General features: G+C 55.6%; 16 protein-coding genes. 1 reads left to right on the top strand and 15 read right to left on the bottom strand.

What is annotated here, in order from left to right; all coding sequences use genetic code 11:
- Positions 1–2: 2 nt before the first annotated feature.
- From ACIRQ6_RS02375 to ACIRQ6_RS02365, 3 genes are all read right to left on the bottom strand, one after another.
- Positions 3–866, bottom strand: a complete 864-nt coding sequence (locus ACIRQ6_RS02375) for an amino acid ABC transporter permease (RefSeq protein ID WP_420862536.1) — start codon at positions 864–866, stop codon at positions 3–5.
- 11 nt (positions 867–877) lie between these two features.
- Entirely contained in the window at positions 878–1,633 is a 756-nt protein-coding gene (locus ACIRQ6_RS02370) for an amino acid ABC transporter permease (RefSeq protein ID WP_420862535.1), read from the bottom strand.
- Positions 1,634–1,699: 66 nt separating this feature from the next.
- Entirely contained in the window at positions 1,700–2,533 is an 834-nt protein-coding gene (locus ACIRQ6_RS02365; protein ID WP_420862534.1) for a transporter substrate-binding domain-containing protein, read from the bottom strand.
- A gap of 149 nt (positions 2,534–2,682) precedes the next feature.
- Here ACIRQ6_RS02365 and ACIRQ6_RS02360 point away from each other — a divergent pair, with 149 nt between their 5' ends.
- Complete coding sequence (locus ACIRQ6_RS02360; RefSeq protein WP_420862533.1) at positions 2,683–3,636, top strand: LysR substrate-binding domain-containing protein; 954 nt, start codon at positions 2,683–2,685, stop codon at positions 3,634–3,636.
- A 341-nt stretch (positions 3,637–3,977) separates the two neighbouring features.
- Here the strand turns inward: ACIRQ6_RS02360 and ACIRQ6_RS02355 are convergent, their stop codons facing one another.
- From ACIRQ6_RS02355 to ACIRQ6_RS02300, 12 genes are all read right to left on the bottom strand, one after another.
- Positions 3,978–4,784 (bottom strand): substrate-binding domain-containing protein, encoded by an 807-nt coding sequence (locus tag ACIRQ6_RS02355; RefSeq protein WP_420862532.1) that lies wholly within the window; start codon positions 4,782–4,784, stop codon positions 3,978–3,980.
- Complete coding sequence (locus ACIRQ6_RS02350; protein ID WP_420862531.1) at positions 4,781–5,497, bottom strand: ATP-binding cassette domain-containing protein; 717 nt, start codon at positions 5,495–5,497, stop codon at positions 4,781–4,783. The genes ACIRQ6_RS02355 and ACIRQ6_RS02350 overlap by 4 nt, the downstream gene beginning before the upstream one ends.
- Positions 5,491–6,195: an ABC transporter permease gene (locus ACIRQ6_RS02345; RefSeq protein ID WP_420862530.1), complete on the bottom strand. Its 705-nt coding sequence runs from the start codon at positions 6,193–6,195 to the stop codon at positions 5,491–5,493. Before ACIRQ6_RS02345 ends, ACIRQ6_RS02350 begins: the two co-directional genes overlap by 7 nt.
- 30 nt (positions 6,196–6,225) lie before the next feature.
- Entirely contained in the window at positions 6,226–6,354 is a 129-nt protein-coding gene (locus tag ACIRQ6_RS02340; RefSeq protein WP_420862529.1) for a hypothetical protein, read from the bottom strand.
- A complete protein-coding gene (locus ACIRQ6_RS02335) occupies positions 6,351–7,682 on the bottom strand; it encodes a c-type cytochrome (protein WP_420862528.1) in 1,332 nt (443 codons plus the stop codon). The genes ACIRQ6_RS02340 and ACIRQ6_RS02335 overlap by 4 nt, the downstream gene beginning before the upstream one ends.
- Complete coding sequence (locus ACIRQ6_RS02330) at positions 7,683–8,891, bottom strand: formate dehydrogenase subunit gamma (RefSeq protein ID WP_420862527.1); 1,209 nt, start codon at positions 8,889–8,891, stop codon at positions 7,683–7,685. It abuts the gene before it with no gap.
- An 86-nt stretch (positions 8,892–8,977) separates the two neighbouring features.
- Positions 8,978–9,571, bottom strand: coding sequence for a formate dehydrogenase FDH3 subunit beta (fdh3B, locus tag ACIRQ6_RS02325; RefSeq protein WP_420862526.1), 594 nt, complete (start codon positions 9,569–9,571; stop codon positions 8,978–8,980).
- A 13-nt stretch (positions 9,572–9,584) separates the two neighbouring features.
- Positions 9,585–12,479: a formate dehydrogenase subunit alpha gene (locus ACIRQ6_RS02320; RefSeq protein WP_420862525.1), complete on the bottom strand. Its 2,895-nt coding sequence runs from the start codon at positions 12,477–12,479 to the stop codon at positions 9,585–9,587.
- An 80-nt stretch (positions 12,480–12,559) separates the two neighbouring features.
- Positions 12,560–12,763, bottom strand: a complete 204-nt coding sequence (locus ACIRQ6_RS02315; RefSeq protein WP_420862524.1) for a twin-arginine translocation signal domain-containing protein — start codon at positions 12,761–12,763, stop codon at positions 12,560–12,562.
- 59 nt (positions 12,764–12,822) lie between these two features.
- On the bottom strand, positions 12,823–13,428 hold the full coding sequence (locus ACIRQ6_RS02310; protein ID WP_420862523.1) for a TorD/DmsD family molecular chaperone: 606 nt from the start codon (positions 13,426–13,428) through the stop codon (positions 12,823–12,825).
- Entirely contained in the window at positions 13,425–14,021 is a 597-nt protein-coding gene (locus ACIRQ6_RS02305; protein WP_420862522.1) for a DUF3306 domain-containing protein, read from the bottom strand. The genes ACIRQ6_RS02310 and ACIRQ6_RS02305 overlap by 4 nt, the downstream gene beginning before the upstream one ends.
- Complete coding sequence (locus ACIRQ6_RS02300; RefSeq protein ID WP_420862521.1) at positions 14,018–14,638, bottom strand: DUF3305 domain-containing protein; 621 nt, start codon at positions 14,636–14,638, stop codon at positions 14,018–14,020. Before ACIRQ6_RS02300 ends, ACIRQ6_RS02305 begins: the two co-directional genes overlap by 4 nt.
- Positions 14,639–14,866: the final 228 nt, after the last annotated feature.

Raw genomic sequence — 14,866 nt, 5'->3', positions numbered from 1 at the left:
CCTCACAGCTTGACGGCGAATTTGCGTTCCAACCGCAGCGTCAGCCGCGCAATCGGATAGCAATAGGCAAAGAATAGGATCAGAACGAAGCCGTAGAAGGGCATCAGAAGTTCCGGGCGATTGTTTTCGGCGACGATGGCCTGACGGGTCAGGTTGACAACCTCTTCCACCCCAAGGATCGACACCAGCGGTGTGGCCATGGTCAGGATAGCATACCAGTTCATCCAAGGCGGGATCATCCGCTTGAAACACTGAGGCAAGATGATCCGCCACAGGGTCTGGGTGCGGGTAAAGGCAAGCGACTCGGCTGCTTCCCACTGGGTATTTGGCACAGACCCAACAGCGCCGCGCACGATTTCAGAAATGTTCGCCATGATCGGCAGGGACAACCCCACCACAGCCTTAATCCAACCGGGAATAAAGTAGGGTGTGCCAAAAATCGTAACTTCGAATGGTACGGCCAGCATTACAATGAAGAGGATCACCAGCCAAGGCGAGTTGCGAAACAGCTGTGTGATGAACCAGCTCAGCGCGCGGATCGGACGAAACAACGAGATTTGCCCCAGCCCCAGCAGGACACCAACGAAGGTGCCGATCAAAAGGCAAAGGAATGAGATCAGGATGTTGAAGAAAAAGCCCTTAGTGATCAGGAACGGAGCCCATCGCCACAAGGCGTTAAAGGGCTGCACGGCCTCGCCCGATTGGGCTGCGGTGATCGTTGGCCAGATCAGGATCAGCGTAAAGACTGCAAAGGGCACCCAAGCGGGCAGCGTAGCCAGACACCGGACTGGTGTCATCATATCGTATTGTAGCTGATCGCGATTTGTCACCGGTTTAAGAACGGCGAATGCATTGGATTGTGTCATCTTGGTTATCCTTAGTTGCCGTATCCGGGGATGCGCAGCTTGCGTTCCCAACGGTTCATCCCAAAGACCATGATGCCAACAAGGCCGACGTAGACGACAAACAGCAGCAACATTGCGGGGTATTGGGCCGACGGGTAGTCATTCCAGATGGTGACAGCCTGATACAGCAACTCTGGCACAGCGATGGCGAAGGCCTGCGTTGTGGTCTTGATCAGGTTGACCAGATTGTTGTTCAGGGCAGGCAGGCTGACGCGGAATGCAAGCGGCAAGACCACGTACCGATAGATTTGCAACCGCGACATGCCGAGTGAATCCGCCGCTTCGATGGTCGAGTCTGGCACGGCTTCGATGCCTGACCGAAAGATCTCGACGTTGAAGGCCCCGGCAAAGAAAGACAGCGAAATGATCGCCCAGCCCACGTTCGAGATGATCGGGACTTCAAGCCACCCATCGGGCGAATAGGTTGGGGTCAACTGCCCAAGTGCGAAGTAGAAGAAAAGCAATTGTACGAAGGGCGGCGTATTGCGAAACAATTGGATATAGCCTTGCACAACCGCACGCAGCACCCGAAGCTTTGACCCCTGCAGCCATGCACCCACAACACCGATAATAACGCTGAAGATCAGGCAGGCGATTGATAGGAAGATGGTGTATTTGATTCCAAGCCAGATCTTTCCTGCCTGCACGTCCTGATAAAAGAAGATAAAATTCCAACGCGGATAATCCGCCGCGAGCTGGCGGAAGAATTCTGTAAAAGCGTCAAGCATCAAAGCCACCTGCATACAATCACCTCACGCCACGGAAGAAAATGGCGCGAGGTGCGGGGTTAGGGTTTACTCGGCGAGCCAGTCAGCAAAACGTTTATTTTGCTCTTGTAGGTAGTCAGTGGACTGAATGCCCCATTTCTCTTCTAGCGCAATCAATTCGCCGGATTCATGCCAGTTGTACTGCATACCCGACATGAAGCGGCCAAAGATGCCGTCACGTTCGGCTATTGGGACGGCAAGCGCCCAAGGGTTATTGTCTTCAGAAACCAGCGGCATTTCGAAGTCATCATATTGGCCCGAGGCCAGATCGGCCGCAATGGAACTATCATCATAGACCCAAGCCACACACCTTTGATTGCGCAAGGCCTGCAGCGCCTCGGCGTTGCTGCCAAATGCGATGACATTCGCACTGTGGCGTTCCTCGACGATTTGATTGTAGAATGCCCCCTGTTTGCCGCAGACAGGTCGGTCAGCAAGATCAGACCAAGCGGTCACGCCAAGCGCTTTGGGCGTCATAACGTTCGTACCAGAGGAATAGTAGTTCGGACCAACAATGCCGACGATCTCGCGGCGATCGGCCCGGTCGGACATGGTCGCAATCATCAGATCAATTCGACCGCCTTCCAAAAACTGCATCCGGTTAGAGGATTCAACCGCAACCAGTTCCAGCTCAACACCTAGGGTGTCTGCAACTTGCTGGGCCATGTCGGCCTCCATTCCGATGATATTGCCGTTCTCATCGCGAAAACCCCAAGGGCGAGTATCTGCCTTAACGCCGACGACGATGACGCCGCGCTCCATGATCTTGTTCCAGGTTTCGTTGGATTGTTCCTGTGCGACCGCAGCCGTCGTGGTCATCAGGGTCGCGGCAAGAGCAATGCCGCCCAAAAATTTCTTCATTGATACTCTCCATGTTGAAGGCGGCAAACGCGGTGCCGACGTGGGTGCCACGGGTTTAATCCGATTGGTCCGTGATCTGATGTCATGTTGGGCGGGCGCGCTCTGCAACTCCATGACATTACGCGCAACACCATTGCAAAATTTGCAACATGCTTTTCACGCAAACCGGGTTAGGTTCGGCGCAATTAACGAACGTAGGTGACATGATGGAAATCGATTGGCTCGAAGATTTTCTTGCGCTCAGCGCTGCAGGAATTTTTGCAAAAGCGGCAGATGCGAGAAACATAAGTCAGTCGGCTTTTACGCGCCGAATCAAAAACTTAGAATATTGGATCGGCACGCCTCTTTTTGATCGTAGTGTGCATCCCGTCGTGCTGACAAAGGCCGGGCAAGCGTTTCGGCCTGTAGCCCATGAAATGATCAACACCCTATCAACTGCACGTGCCGAGGCAAAAGGATTGGTGCGTCGAGAGGGCGAAGTGCTCGATTTTGTGGCACTCCATACTTTGGCGATCTCCTATTTTCCTGGATGGATCACAAGTATTGGCAAAACTTTGGGCCCAATAAAATCTCGAGTAGTTGCCGAAAACTTCTCTGGTTGTGTTGAGGCGATCCTGTCCGGGTCCAGTGACTTCATGCTGTGTTACCATCACCCAACCGTTCCAATGATCACGGACGACGCCAGATATCCTTCAATGAAAATTGCCGAGGATCGCATGGTGGCCGTCAGCGTCGCTGAACCTGACGGCACTGCGCGGTTCAGATTGGACAGTGAAGCGGCATTTCCACTGCTGTCATATACCCGCGACAGTTTCTTGGGAAAAATGACAAATCTCATTCTTGAACGAACGGGCCTTAGACAGAATTGCGTCTTTCAATATGAGAACTCGGTCTGCGAAGCCCTCAAGGCAGCGACCCTTGAAGGCATGGGCGTGGCATGGCTACCGTTGGTAGCTGCCGAACGAGAGCTGAATGAAGGCCGCTTGGTAAAAATCAGCGATAGCAGTAGTGAGAATCCGATTTCAATCCATCTTTACCGCTCCATGGAACGCAGCCGAAGTGATGTCGAACGGTTCTGGTCATACATGTCAAGCATGCACTGAAAAGCGTGATGGCGGAGGACCCGAAAATCCGGCGCATCCGCTGCCCTTTCGTCGTTTTCGGATCGGGCGAATGGGCAATTTGACTTTCCCTCGTTTCGAGCTTTTGGGCCGATACCATCATCGCGCAGCCAATTGAATAATACGGACCATGCTCGCGCGCCTTCGTCCTCAACACCCTCGCCGACACGCGAGCGCCCGTTTTGCGTAGCTTCTTGCAATTCCGCGATCAAACCTCGCCGTGGTGCCGCAATGCGCCCATGCGGTTCATCTAGAGAAACCTGATCTGTTCTTGGATCTATTGATGGGCGTCTTGCCATAAGACGACGCAGGGTCCCGCGCCGCTACGGACCAGCGTTAAACGTAAACAACCCTTCGCCCGCAATTTTGTAGCCATTGATCAACTCCTTGGCCGTGTCAGAGGTCAACCATGCCTCCAATTCCGCCGTCAATTTCGACTGAACGTGACCGTGGCGCGCGGGGTTTACGGGCAGGTACGCGTATTGATTGGCCAGCACTGGATCGCCCGCGAACAAAATCTGCAGCTGGCCCTTGTTGCCAAAATTCAACCAACTGGCGCGGTCAGACATAATGTAGGCATTCAGGCTGGAGGCCGTGTTCAGACTGGCCCCCATGCCTGCACCAACCTCTTTGTACCAAGCTGCAAATTCGCTGGGATCCAGATCCGCAGATGACCACAGCTGCAGCTCCTTTTTATGGGTGCCACTGTTGTCGCCCCGGCTGATGAAATCCCACTGGGATTGGGCTATGCGGGTCACCGTATCCGTCGCAGACTGCGCGGCCTTTGCCCCAGCTGGATCAGCGGCAGGCCCCAAAATAACAAAGTCGTTGTACATAATTTCACGGCGGTGGGTCCCGTAGCCTTGGGCCACAAATGCCTCCTCTGCCGCCTTGGAATGTACCAAGATAGCATCCACATCACCGGCTTGACCCAATCGAAGAGCTTGGCCGGTTCCAACCACCAAAAGCTGTACCTCAATGCCTGTGTCCGCTTTGATCACTGGCAACAAGACATCCGACAGGCCGGAATTATGAAAACTGGTGGTGACCGCCAGTTTCATCTCATTTCCGTGGGCCAGTTGCGTGAAAAGGCCCCAAAAGCCAACCAAACAAACCAAAAGACGCTTCATTCGATGATTTCTCCTTTCAGGAAAGCTGTGGCCGTAGGGGACACGGAGCCTTTGAAAAATGCAGCGGCGGGACGGTGTTCTTCGATTGACCCATTCACCATGAATACCACATCATCCGCAAGGCGTTGCGCCTGCCCCATGTTATGCGTGGTCATAATGATTCGCGTTCCGGCAGCGGCGGCCTGCCGCAGCAAACCCTCGATCTCTCGCGTGGATCCACCGTCAAGATTGGCACAGGGCTCGTCTAAAAACAGCACTTTTGGATTGCGAATAAGAGCGCGTCCCAGCGCCAGTTTTTGCCGCTCGCCCCCAGACAGGCGAGGCGCGGGTTGGTCCAATGCCTCAAAAAGATCGATCCGTTTGGACCATTCAACGACCTCCTCGTCGATCTGGCGGCGCGGTCGTTTCAGCAATTGTAGCGGATAGGCAAGATTTTGGCGCACCGACCGGCGCAGCATGATCGGGCTTTGGAAAATGAAGGCTTGCGCCTGTCGCACGTCTGTATCGTTTTGCGACCAGATCACCTGCCCACCAGAAACCCGTTCGACCCCGTGCAGCACCTTGAGCAAAGTGGTTTTCCCCGCCCCATTTGGACCGATAACCATGGTCATGCCGGCGGCCCCCAGATCTACGGATACGGGTCCCAAAATCGTCTTGCCTCGGCGTCTGACACAGACGTCTTTTAGCTGAACCTTTAACGGCTGCATCACCATGTGCCCTCGCGTTCTGTACGGGAAAGAACATGGATGGCAAAGTTGGCCACCAAGGCCAAAATGATCAACACAAAGCCCAATCCAAGCGCCAAAGCAAAATCGCCCTTACCAGTTTCAAGAGCAATCGCTGTGGTCAAAACGCGCGTGGCATGATCGATGTTTCCGCCCACGATCATGATGGCGCCTACTTCGCCGATGGCCCGGCCAAAGCCCGCCAAAGCCGCCGTCAAAAGCGCCCGCCTGCCGTCCCGGATCAAGGCCCAGATACGTTGGCTGCGTGTGGTGTTCAGCGAGATCAACAAATCATGGTAGTCGGACCATAACTCGCGCATGGCTTGGTGGGTGATCGATGCAATCAACGGCGTGATGATGATCACCTGGGCGATAATCATAGCCGTTGGGGTAAACAACAGACCCAACACGCCAAACGGACCTGAACGCGACAACAACAGATAGACGATCAGCCCAACCACAACAGGCGGCAGCCCCATAAGCGCATTCAAGGTAGCAATTGTGGCGCGACGAAACCGGAACCTGCGAATGGCCAGCCACGTTCCAAACGGCAGCGCAATCGCACAGGCAATGACCAAAGCCGTCAGGCTGACTTGAAGCGACCGCAGCGTGATTTCGACCAAGTCCGCATCCAGCGTCACGATCAAATGCAGTGCGGCCCGCAGACCGGCCCAAATCTCATTCATTGCGTGCGGATCCCGAACATTAGGTTCGTGCTAGTTATCAAGACGCACAGCCGGCCCCGTGGCCCTATCTTGACTAGAGAACCCAGCCTGTCCAAGGATCACATTGGATCCCACTGCGATCACGGCAATAGCGGCAAAAGCTAACATCATGGCTTTCATTCTGGTTCTCCCCCCGGCGCCGTTGCACGGCGTAAATAGTCGATCAAATCATCCCGATCTGCCTGCTTCACAATCCGCTGCATCGGCATTTTGGTCCCCGGAATATAGTGATCCGGCCCCAGATCGAACAAACCATTGATCGTTTGCGCTGACCAGATGATATCAGAGCCTGTGAGGATATTGGAATAGGCATAATCCGTCACGGCCCCCGCTTTGCGCCCAAAAAGTTGATACAGGGTCGGCCCCGCTTTGCGGGCGCTGCTGGGGGTAAGGGCATGACATATTGAACATTTGCGTTTGAATTGTCGTTCACCATTGGACAAGGTGTTCGGATCTTCCAGAAAGCTGCGCTGTGTGCCAGACATCTGCCCATGCCCGCGGATGGTTGCGACCGGCCATGAATACATCGTGTCTTCGATCCCGCCAGCATGAATATTTTGCCCATCCTCCGAGAAAGCCAAAGCCCAGATCGGCCCCCGCTGGGTTGCGCGAAAATCCTGCGCGATTTTCATCGCGGCCGTGTCGATAAGCATGATAAAGCCCTCGCCATCCCCCACGGCCAAACGGTTGTGTGCTGCATCAAAATCCATCGACAGGATCGGGCGGCGATCCAGAGTGAAATCCGCAATCTCGCGACCTGTCTCTAGGTTTACAATCCGGGTGCCACCGTCAACCGCCCCATAGGCCAACCACCCTTCAGAGGTGTTCAAAACCAGCTTGTTTACGCCAAAGCCGTGCTTGACCAACTGGCGCTTTTGACTGCCTTGGGCCACATCCCAAATCCGAATGGTTCCATCTGAGGACGCAGAATAGAGTGTGCCACAATCGGGCGAAAAGGCCACGTCGTTCACACCACTAGAATGACCCGTCAGGAAACTGGGGATCACAGCAGGATGGTTTCCCAACAACGCCTTAACAGAGGTGCCCACATCCCAAATCCCGATAGAGCCATCCCAACTGGCACTGGCGATCAGTCCTGTATTGCCCTGGCACGTGGCGAGGGCTGTCACCTTGCCTTTGTGTTTGCCCAGCGCGCGCCCCTCGCCACCCCGCCCCCATAGGTGGACCGCAAAATCATCACCGCCGGATACCAAAATGTCGTTCGACCAAAACGCCAGCGATATGACCGCAGCTGCGTGCCCTTCTAGCCACAAAGGCACTGTGTCTTGCCACAGCCCGACCGAGTTATCAAAACTGGCGGTCGCGATCTGGCCAGAGGGGGCCACGGCAACATCCATGATCGGCCCACCATGACCTTTGAGCGTGAAAAACTCTTGGGCCGCCAGAGGCGTTGCCGCACAAAGCGCTATGGCAAGCGCGCGCCACATCTATTCAGCGGGGGTCGCGGCCTCAGAAGGCTTGGACGCCGCGTTGGCAGTTTCGGACAGGACTTCTTCGGCCCAAATCGAATGGTGTTCGCGGGCCCATTGTTCCTCGACCTCACCAGACGTCATCGCATCACCCGCGCCTTCCATCCCCAAAGTACCGATGTAGATATGGGCAAAAATTATCGCCATCAGCACAAAACTGACTATGGAATGCCACAGCTGCGCATATTGCATTTCCTCATGGGGCGCGAGGGTTGTGCGCAACTCGCCAAGGCCCAGTGCGCCGGAGATGCCATAGGCATTCATCTTGGCAAATGTGGCGGCGAACATGTTGATCTCAAAAGGAAACAGCAATGACAAACCAGACACTGAAATAGAGGTGCCCAACACAATCACTGACCAGAAGATCAGTTTTTGACCTGCGTTAAACTTCTTGGCGGGCGGATGACCCTTAGAGAATATGCCGCCCCCTTTGAGCAGCCAATTGATATCGGTGCGGTCGGGTAAATTATGCACGACCCACATCACAAAGATCATCACCAGACCCAGCATAAACGCCCAAGAGATGTTGTTGTGCACCCACTTTGAGGCGACAGCTATAAAGGCAAAGGCCTCGTGACCAAAGGCGGGGATCAGGAATTTTCGCCCCATGAGACTGATCAACCCGGTAATGCCCAGCAGCACGAAAGAACCTGCCAACAGCCAATGACCAAACCGTTCCACGGCTTTAAAGCGCGTGATTTTGCGGCCTGTCTTTTCGCCATCGATGCGGATCCTCCCACGGATCAAAAAGAACACAGCCAGCAGGGCAAGCGTGCCCAGCAATAGATATCCACCGTATTTGATCAATGGGCCTTGCCGGAACATCAGCCATGCCATGCCGCCGTCTTGCACCAGCGTGGTCGCCGCAGGCCCAGAATTGGATGCGGTGATATCTGCACTGCCGTAGCGCAAGGCCCGCCATAGTTCTGGATCAGACGCACCGCCCAGTGTGCCAAGCTGACTGCCAAGCCCGGTCCCGCCCGCCGGATCGCCGACGTTATCACGGCGAAAGCCTTCATCGACCACTTCGCCACGTTGGCGTGCCATGATATCGGCAAGGGTCTGCGCCCCGCCCGTGGCACTGCGATCAGGCGCAGGCGTCTCTTGCGCCTTGGCTGTGGTGATCCAAGACAGGGTAAGCATCAAAACAAGCAAAGCGCGCAGCATGTGATTTCCTTAGTACAGCTGAGGGACAAAAGGGCGACCCTGTAGGACCGCCCCTTTTTGCGTTCATTTCCTCGCAGAGGGGCAGATCAGCCGTCGCGTTGACCGTAGGCTGATCCCCAACCCCAAGCGCCCGACCCAAACCCGCGGGCCACAACGCGTTCGCGGTAGATGCCCGAGACGATGTCGCCGTCACCGGCCAACAGGGCCTTGGTTGCACACATCTCGGCGCAGATCGGCAGCTTGCCCTCGGCGATCCGGTTGCGGCCATATTTGGCAAACTCGGCTGTGGAATGGTTTTCCTCTGGGCCACCGGCACAGAAGGTACATTTGTCCATCTTGCCGCGGGATCCAAAGTTGCCAGCCTGCGGGAACTGCGGCGCGCCAAACGGGCATGCATAAAAGCAATAGCCGCAGCCGATGCACAGATCCTTTGAGTGCAGAACCACCCCTTCTTCGTTTTGGTAGAAGCAATCTACAGGGCACACGGCCATGCAGGGTGCGTCTGAACAATGCATACAGGCCACCGAGATTGACCGCTCGCCGGGGCTGCCGTCATTGATCGTGACGACTTTCCGGCGGTTGATCCCCCAAGGCACTTCGTGTTCGTTCTTACACGCCGTGACGCAGGCATTACATTCGATGCATCGTTCAGCATCTACGAGAAACTTAGCTCTTGCCATCTCTCATACTCCCTTATGCTGTCCAGATTTTGCAAAGAGTGGCTTTCGTCTCTTGCATCTGGGTAACTGAATCATAGCCATAGGTTTGCGCGGTGTTGGTACTTTCACCCAACACATATGGATCGGCCCCATCAGGATATTTGCCCCGCAGGTCCTCGCCCTCCATGTGACCGCCAAAGTGGAACGGCATGAAGGCCACGCCTTCGCCGACCCGTTCGGTAACCATGGCCATCACTTTGACCTTGCCACCTTCGGGGCCTTCTACCCAGACCTGCGCACCATCACGCACACCAAGGTTGTTGGCGTCACGGGTGTTGATCTCGACGAACATGTCTTGCTGAAGTTCAGCCAGCCATGGGTTCGACCGCGTCTCATCCCCGCCGCCTTCATATTCCACCAAACGACCCGACGTTAGGACAATTGGATAATCCTTGCTGAAATCCTGCTTCTGGATCGAGGCATACATGGTCGGAAGGCGATAGAATTTGCGATCCTCATATGTTGGATAATCCGCAACCAAATCACGGCGGTTGGTATAAAGCGGCTCACGGTGCACAGGCACCGGATCCGGGAACGTCCAGACCACAGCGCGGGCTTTTGCGTTGCCAAAGGGCGCACATTCATGGGCAATGGCTACCCGCTGGATCCCGCCCGAAAGGTCGGTTTTCCAGTTGGTTTTTGGCCCTGCGATCCCGTCAATAACGGCGCGTTCCTCGGCGGTCAGCTCGCTGTCCCAGCCAAGATCCATCAGCATTTGCATCGTAAATTCAGGGTATCCATCCTGAATATCCGAATCCAAGCTATAGACTCCTTCGGCCAGCAAGTTGTCCCCATCGCGTTCCACACCAAAGCGGGCGCGGAAGGTCAGGCCCCCCTCAGAGACACGTTTAGACATGTCATAAAGGTTCGGCGTGCCGGGGTGGTTCATCTCGGCAGTGCCCCATGATGGCCATGGCAGACCGTAGTAATCGCCATCGGCTGGCCCACCATTGGCGCGCAACGTGGTGCGGTCAAAGGTGTGCTGGTTGGCCATGTGCAGCTTGATGCGTTCGGGGCTTTGACCCGTGTAGCCAATGGTCCACATGCCGCGGTTAAACTCGCGTGTGACACTTTCCACCACGGGCGTTTCCGCATCTTCCATCTCGATATTGCGGAAGAACCGGTCCCCCCAGCCGAACTTGTTGACGAACTTGGCCATGATGACCTCGTCCGGCAACGATTCAAACAGCGGGTCCACCACCTTGTCGCGCCATTGGAACGACCGGTTCGAGGCTGTGACCGAGCCGCGTGTTTCAAACTGGGTACAGGCCGGCAGCAGATAAACGCCATCGGTCCGGTCATGCAAAACCGCAGACACGGTTGGATATGGATCGACAACGACCAACATATCCAGCTGTTCCATCGCCGTTTTCATTTCCTTTTGACGGGTTTGCGAGTTTGGTGCGTGCCCCCATAGAACCATGGCGCGCACCTTGTTGGGGTTGTCCATGTTGTCGGGGTCTTCCAACACGCCATCAATCCAGCGCGATACAGGGATACCCGTGAGGTTTTGCAACGACTTGTCCTTGCCATCGGCCCCTTTGGTCGAGGCAAACTGGCCCTTCAGCCAATCCGCGTCTTCTTCCCAAACCCGCGCCCAGTGGGCCCAAGCGCCAGCAGACAGGCCATAATAGCCCGGCAATGTGTGCGACAGAACGCCCAGATCGGTAGCACCTTGCACGTTGTCGTGGCCACGGAAGATGTTCGTGCCACCGCCCGATGTGCCCATGTTGCCCAGCGCAAGCTGCAACACACAATAAGCGCGCGTGTTGTTGTTACCGTTGGTATGCTGCGTGCCACCCATGCACCAAATCACGGTGCCGGGGCGGTTGTTGGCCATTGTGCGTGCCACACGTTTTAGCTGCGAGGGCGGAGCGCCCGTGACGCGTTCGACTTCCTCTGGGTTCCATTTGCGCACTTCATCTTGGATCTGATCCATGCCCCAGACACGGGTGCGAATGAACTCTTTGTCTTCCCAGCCATTGTCAAAGATGTGCCACAAGATGCCCCAGACCAAAGCCACGTCAGTCCCGGGCCGGAAGCGCACATACTCATCAGCATGGGCCGCCGTGCGGGTAAAGCGTGGATCACACACGATCACAGGCGCATTGTTCTGCTCTTTGGCTTTCAGAAGATGCAACAAAGACACCGGATGCGCCTCAGCGGGGTTGCCGCCGATAATAAAGATCGCCTTGGAGTTATGGATATCGTTGTAGCTGTTGGTCATGGCGCCGTAGCCCCATGTGTTGGCCACACCGGCCACAGTGGTCGAGTGACAAATCCGCGCTTGGTGGTCGACGTTGTTCGTCCCCCAATAGGCCGCGAACTTACGGAACAGATAGGCCTGTTCGTTGTTATGCTTGGCAGACCCCAACCAGTAAACGGAATCTGGCCCGCTTTCCTCGCGGATATTCATCATGCCATCGCCAATCTCGTCGATAGCTTGTTCCCAGCTGATGCGCTTCCATTCACCACCCTCTTTCTTCATCGGGTACTTGAGGCGGCGTTCGCCATGGGCGTGCTCGCGCACAGCGGCCCCTTTGGCACAGTGGGCGCCTAGGTTGAACGGGCTGTCCCAACCGGGTTCTTGCCCCGTCCAAACGCCATTGCTGACCTCTGCCACAACCGTGCAGCCTACAGAACAGTGCGTACACACCGATTTGATGGTTTCAACAGCACCATTTGCTGCCGTTTGCGCTGTAGCCTGAGTGACCGAGCCCCCCGTGGCCGAGATCGCAGCAAGGCCACCAATGGCCAAACCTGATCCACGCAAAAACGCCCGACGGTCGACAGATTTCTCTGCCACATCAGACAAGATTCCAGTCCGTTGGGAGCGTCGCGCAACCCCATTGGTTTTTTTCTTTAGCATTTTCTAGTCCTCCCTTGGTCCTGACAGTCGGGCGTCACGCAACCAGTCGTCAGGAAGTCGTTCAGAAGCCTTCGGTCTATTTAGAACCGAGTGCTGTCGAGATAGGCACGGGTATGTGCCGTGTCTTGCATCTTTTCAGAGGTCAAATCAGCAGGTTCTGCTGCGACCTGAGTTGTGCCAGCGGCCAAAGCCACGGCAGCTGCAGGCGCTGACGTGCCTGCCATTTTTAGAAAGTCACGCCGGCTTGCGCCTTGGGACGTCTTAGGTTTGGTACCTTGGGTCATAGGATGTCTCCCCTCCCTTGTTGTGGCAGGCCTCCCTACCGATGCGAAACGACCCTCTCCTAGGCCGTTGTCATTCTGAACGCTTCGCGCTCAATCTCCATAAACGCGCGGCCAACACTCCCCAGCGACGCGTAAAGTATCGAATTCTTGGCCCCTTCTAGGTCGGCATAAAAGTGACCGGCCCACGGGGCGATATGTTTGTTGAAAAACTGCTTTTGGTCGTTCAGCGGCGCAGCCACGCCAAAGCGCCCCACAATCATGCCGCCCATCATTTCCATCAGCGAGGCAATGTTGTCCTCTGGTTCATAGACATTGGCTGCACGGGTCATGCCCCGTACCGCCATATCCGTCCGCAGCGCGGCCAAGGGTTTTTCGTTCAAAAACCCAGTCAGATAGTAGCTTGCGTAGGGCAGTAGTTCACCGCGGCCTAATCCAATGAACAAGGCGTTAAATTCGCTTTCTACAGCCTTAGGTTTGGTCGCTTTGGCCACGCGCGACAGGCCCGCGATAGCTTTGCCAAGCTCACTGTCATCTCCGGAAAGCCCAGCGCATTGATCCAGCAGCATCTGATCCGGAGGACCCGAGAACATAAGCCCCAAGAAGTTGTAGAGATCCGCGCGCAAGCGGTCTTCTTGGGTTACTTTGATGTCTTCTGCTGCACTCACGCGGCGCTCTCCTTGACATAAAATTTCATCCGACGGGGCGCGGGGGCCTCCGTTTCGGTATCTGCCTCAACACTAACTGTTGCCGTTTCCACCTCGGGCTCATCAACGTGGGAACTCGCCGCTTGGGGTGCGTCAGCAAGCTGAACCTCGTCGCCATCCGCTTCACCAGTGACATCTGCAAGTTCTTCAGCTTTGCGCGCCATTTCTTGCACGTGGGTCAGCATGCCCTTGCCCACCTGATAGGCGGTCTGGAGGTTTTCGATCACTGTGGCGCTGTCGGTGAAATCCTCACCATAATCCACCAGCATATCGACATTGGCCAAGACTGGATTGGACCGCCACAAGGTCCGCAGCGCGCGTCTGCGCAACCGATCAGGGACGGCTTTTGACATAAAGACCGAGAAATCATCACCCTGTTGCATCGCATCAGGGTCAGGCAGATCCAACTCGGCCAAAATCTCGGCGTCTGTTTTTTCTTCCAAGGCCGCGCGTTCATCCGCGAGGGTCTGTGCCTCAACCGCGGCGGCCTGTTCTTCGGCCTCAGCGGCAACGCGCGCCTTGCGGCGCGACCAGAAATCTTGGCGTTCGCTCAATGCACCGTCTCCTTGCGAAGGGGGGCGCGGTAGACATCCGCTGTCTGACGGATCCGCGCATCACCAATCCCGTCTTCCTTCAGATCGACACGCTTTTTGTCGCGGCGACGCTTGATGAACACCTCATCCTCGTGATGGGCTTCGACATACTCTCGGATCCAAGCGACCAAACCTTCCGGCATTAAAACCTTCTCAACCAGTTCCTCGCCCGTGTCTGCGTAATCCTGCGCCTCATAGGGAGAGGCCGTCACCAAAACCATGTCCAATGGGGCCTCATTGCTGCCCTCTCGCATGACCACATAGATCGCAGGGTCCTTGGCAGACAGGCCGTGCAAATACGCCTCGGTATCTGTCCGAAACAACTCAAGCGGGAGGGTGGCTGCATGAAACTCGACTGTGTCGCCATCGCGACGCAACTCTTTCCAATCCGCTGGCCCAGCACCTGGCAAAACATCAGTTGCCTTCCAGACATGCCGCGCCCAACGGGTCACACCCGGCACACGCCGGATCACCACGCCAAGAGGAATTGAAACTGAGGTATCGCTAAAATCGATCGTCCTGATCCCGGTTGAAGTTTGGCTAATTTCAAGGTTAGCCGCAGTTATGCCCAATTTCATAGAGTTTTTTTGGGATTCGATATTTGTCAAAGCCTTCATTGGATTTTCACTGAACCTATTCCGGTCGTTGCTGCAGCGCGGCGTTTTTGGTCGATGGAAAAACTTTCAACACTGACAGTGCCCTAAGGGAAACCTTAGTCTTTTGGTTGGTTTCATTCTCAGTTTTTCATGTGGCAATGCAGCATTTTCTGGCCACCGCAGCCCCCCTGACATTCTGGTTTGCCCAAT

This window comes from Algirhabdus cladophorae (genome assembly GCF_044772865.1).
GTDB lineage: Bacteria > Pseudomonadota > Alphaproteobacteria > Rhodobacterales > Rhodobacteraceae > Algirhabdus > Algirhabdus cladophorae.
Note: the sequence above shows the minus strand (reverse complement) of the source record. Positions and strands in the feature narration are given on the sequence as shown.

Excerpts from the sequence above, each read along its gene's own strand:
- ACIRQ6_RS02375 (WP_420862536.1), bottom strand. The coding sequence starts at position 866 with ATGACACAATCCAATGCATTCGCCGTTCTTAAACCGGTGACAAATCGC.
- ACIRQ6_RS02370 (WP_420862535.1), bottom strand. The coding sequence starts at position 1,633 with ATGCTTGACGCTTTTACAGAATTCTTCCGCCAGCTCGCGGCGGATTAT.
- ACIRQ6_RS02365 (WP_420862534.1), bottom strand. The coding sequence starts at position 2,533 with ATGAAGAAATTTTTGGGCGGCATTGCTCTTGCCGCGACCCTGATGACC.
- ACIRQ6_RS02360 (WP_420862533.1), top strand. The coding sequence starts at position 2,683 with ATGCTTTTCACGCAAACCGGGTTAGGTTCGGCGCAATTAACGAACGTA.
- ACIRQ6_RS02355 (WP_420862532.1), bottom strand. The coding sequence starts at position 4,784 with ATGAAGCGTCTTTTGGTTTGTTTGGTTGGCTTTTGGGGCCTTTTCACG.
- ACIRQ6_RS02350 (WP_420862531.1), bottom strand. The coding sequence starts at position 5,497 with ATGGTGATGCAGCCGTTAAAGGTTCAGCTAAAAGACGTCTGTGTCAGA.
- ACIRQ6_RS02345 (WP_420862530.1), bottom strand. The coding sequence starts at position 6,195 with ATGAATGAGATTTGGGCCGGTCTGCGGGCCGCACTGCATTTGATCGTG.
- ACIRQ6_RS02340 (WP_420862529.1), bottom strand. The coding sequence starts at position 6,354 with ATGAAAGCCATGATGTTAGCTTTTGCCGCTATTGCCGTGATCGCAGTG.
- ACIRQ6_RS02335 (WP_420862528.1), bottom strand. The coding sequence starts at position 7,682 with ATGTGGCGCGCGCTTGCCATAGCGCTTTGTGCGGCAACGCCTCTGGCG.
- ACIRQ6_RS02330 (WP_420862527.1), bottom strand. The coding sequence starts at position 8,891 with ATGCTGCGCGCTTTGCTTGTTTTGATGCTTACCCTGTCTTGGATCACC.
- fdh3B (WP_420862526.1), bottom strand. The coding sequence starts at position 9,571 with ATGGCAAGAGCTAAGTTTCTCGTAGATGCTGAACGATGCATCGAATGT.
- ACIRQ6_RS02320 (WP_420862525.1), bottom strand. The coding sequence starts at position 12,479 with ATGCTAAAGAAAAAAACCAATGGGGTTGCGCGACGCTCCCAACGGACT.
- ACIRQ6_RS02315 (WP_420862524.1), bottom strand. The coding sequence starts at position 12,763 with ATGACCCAAGGTACCAAACCTAAGACGTCCCAAGGCGCAAGCCGGCGT.
- ACIRQ6_RS02300 (WP_420862521.1), bottom strand. The coding sequence starts at position 14,638 with ATGAAATTGGGCATAACTGCGGCTAACCTTGAAATTAGCCAAACTTCA.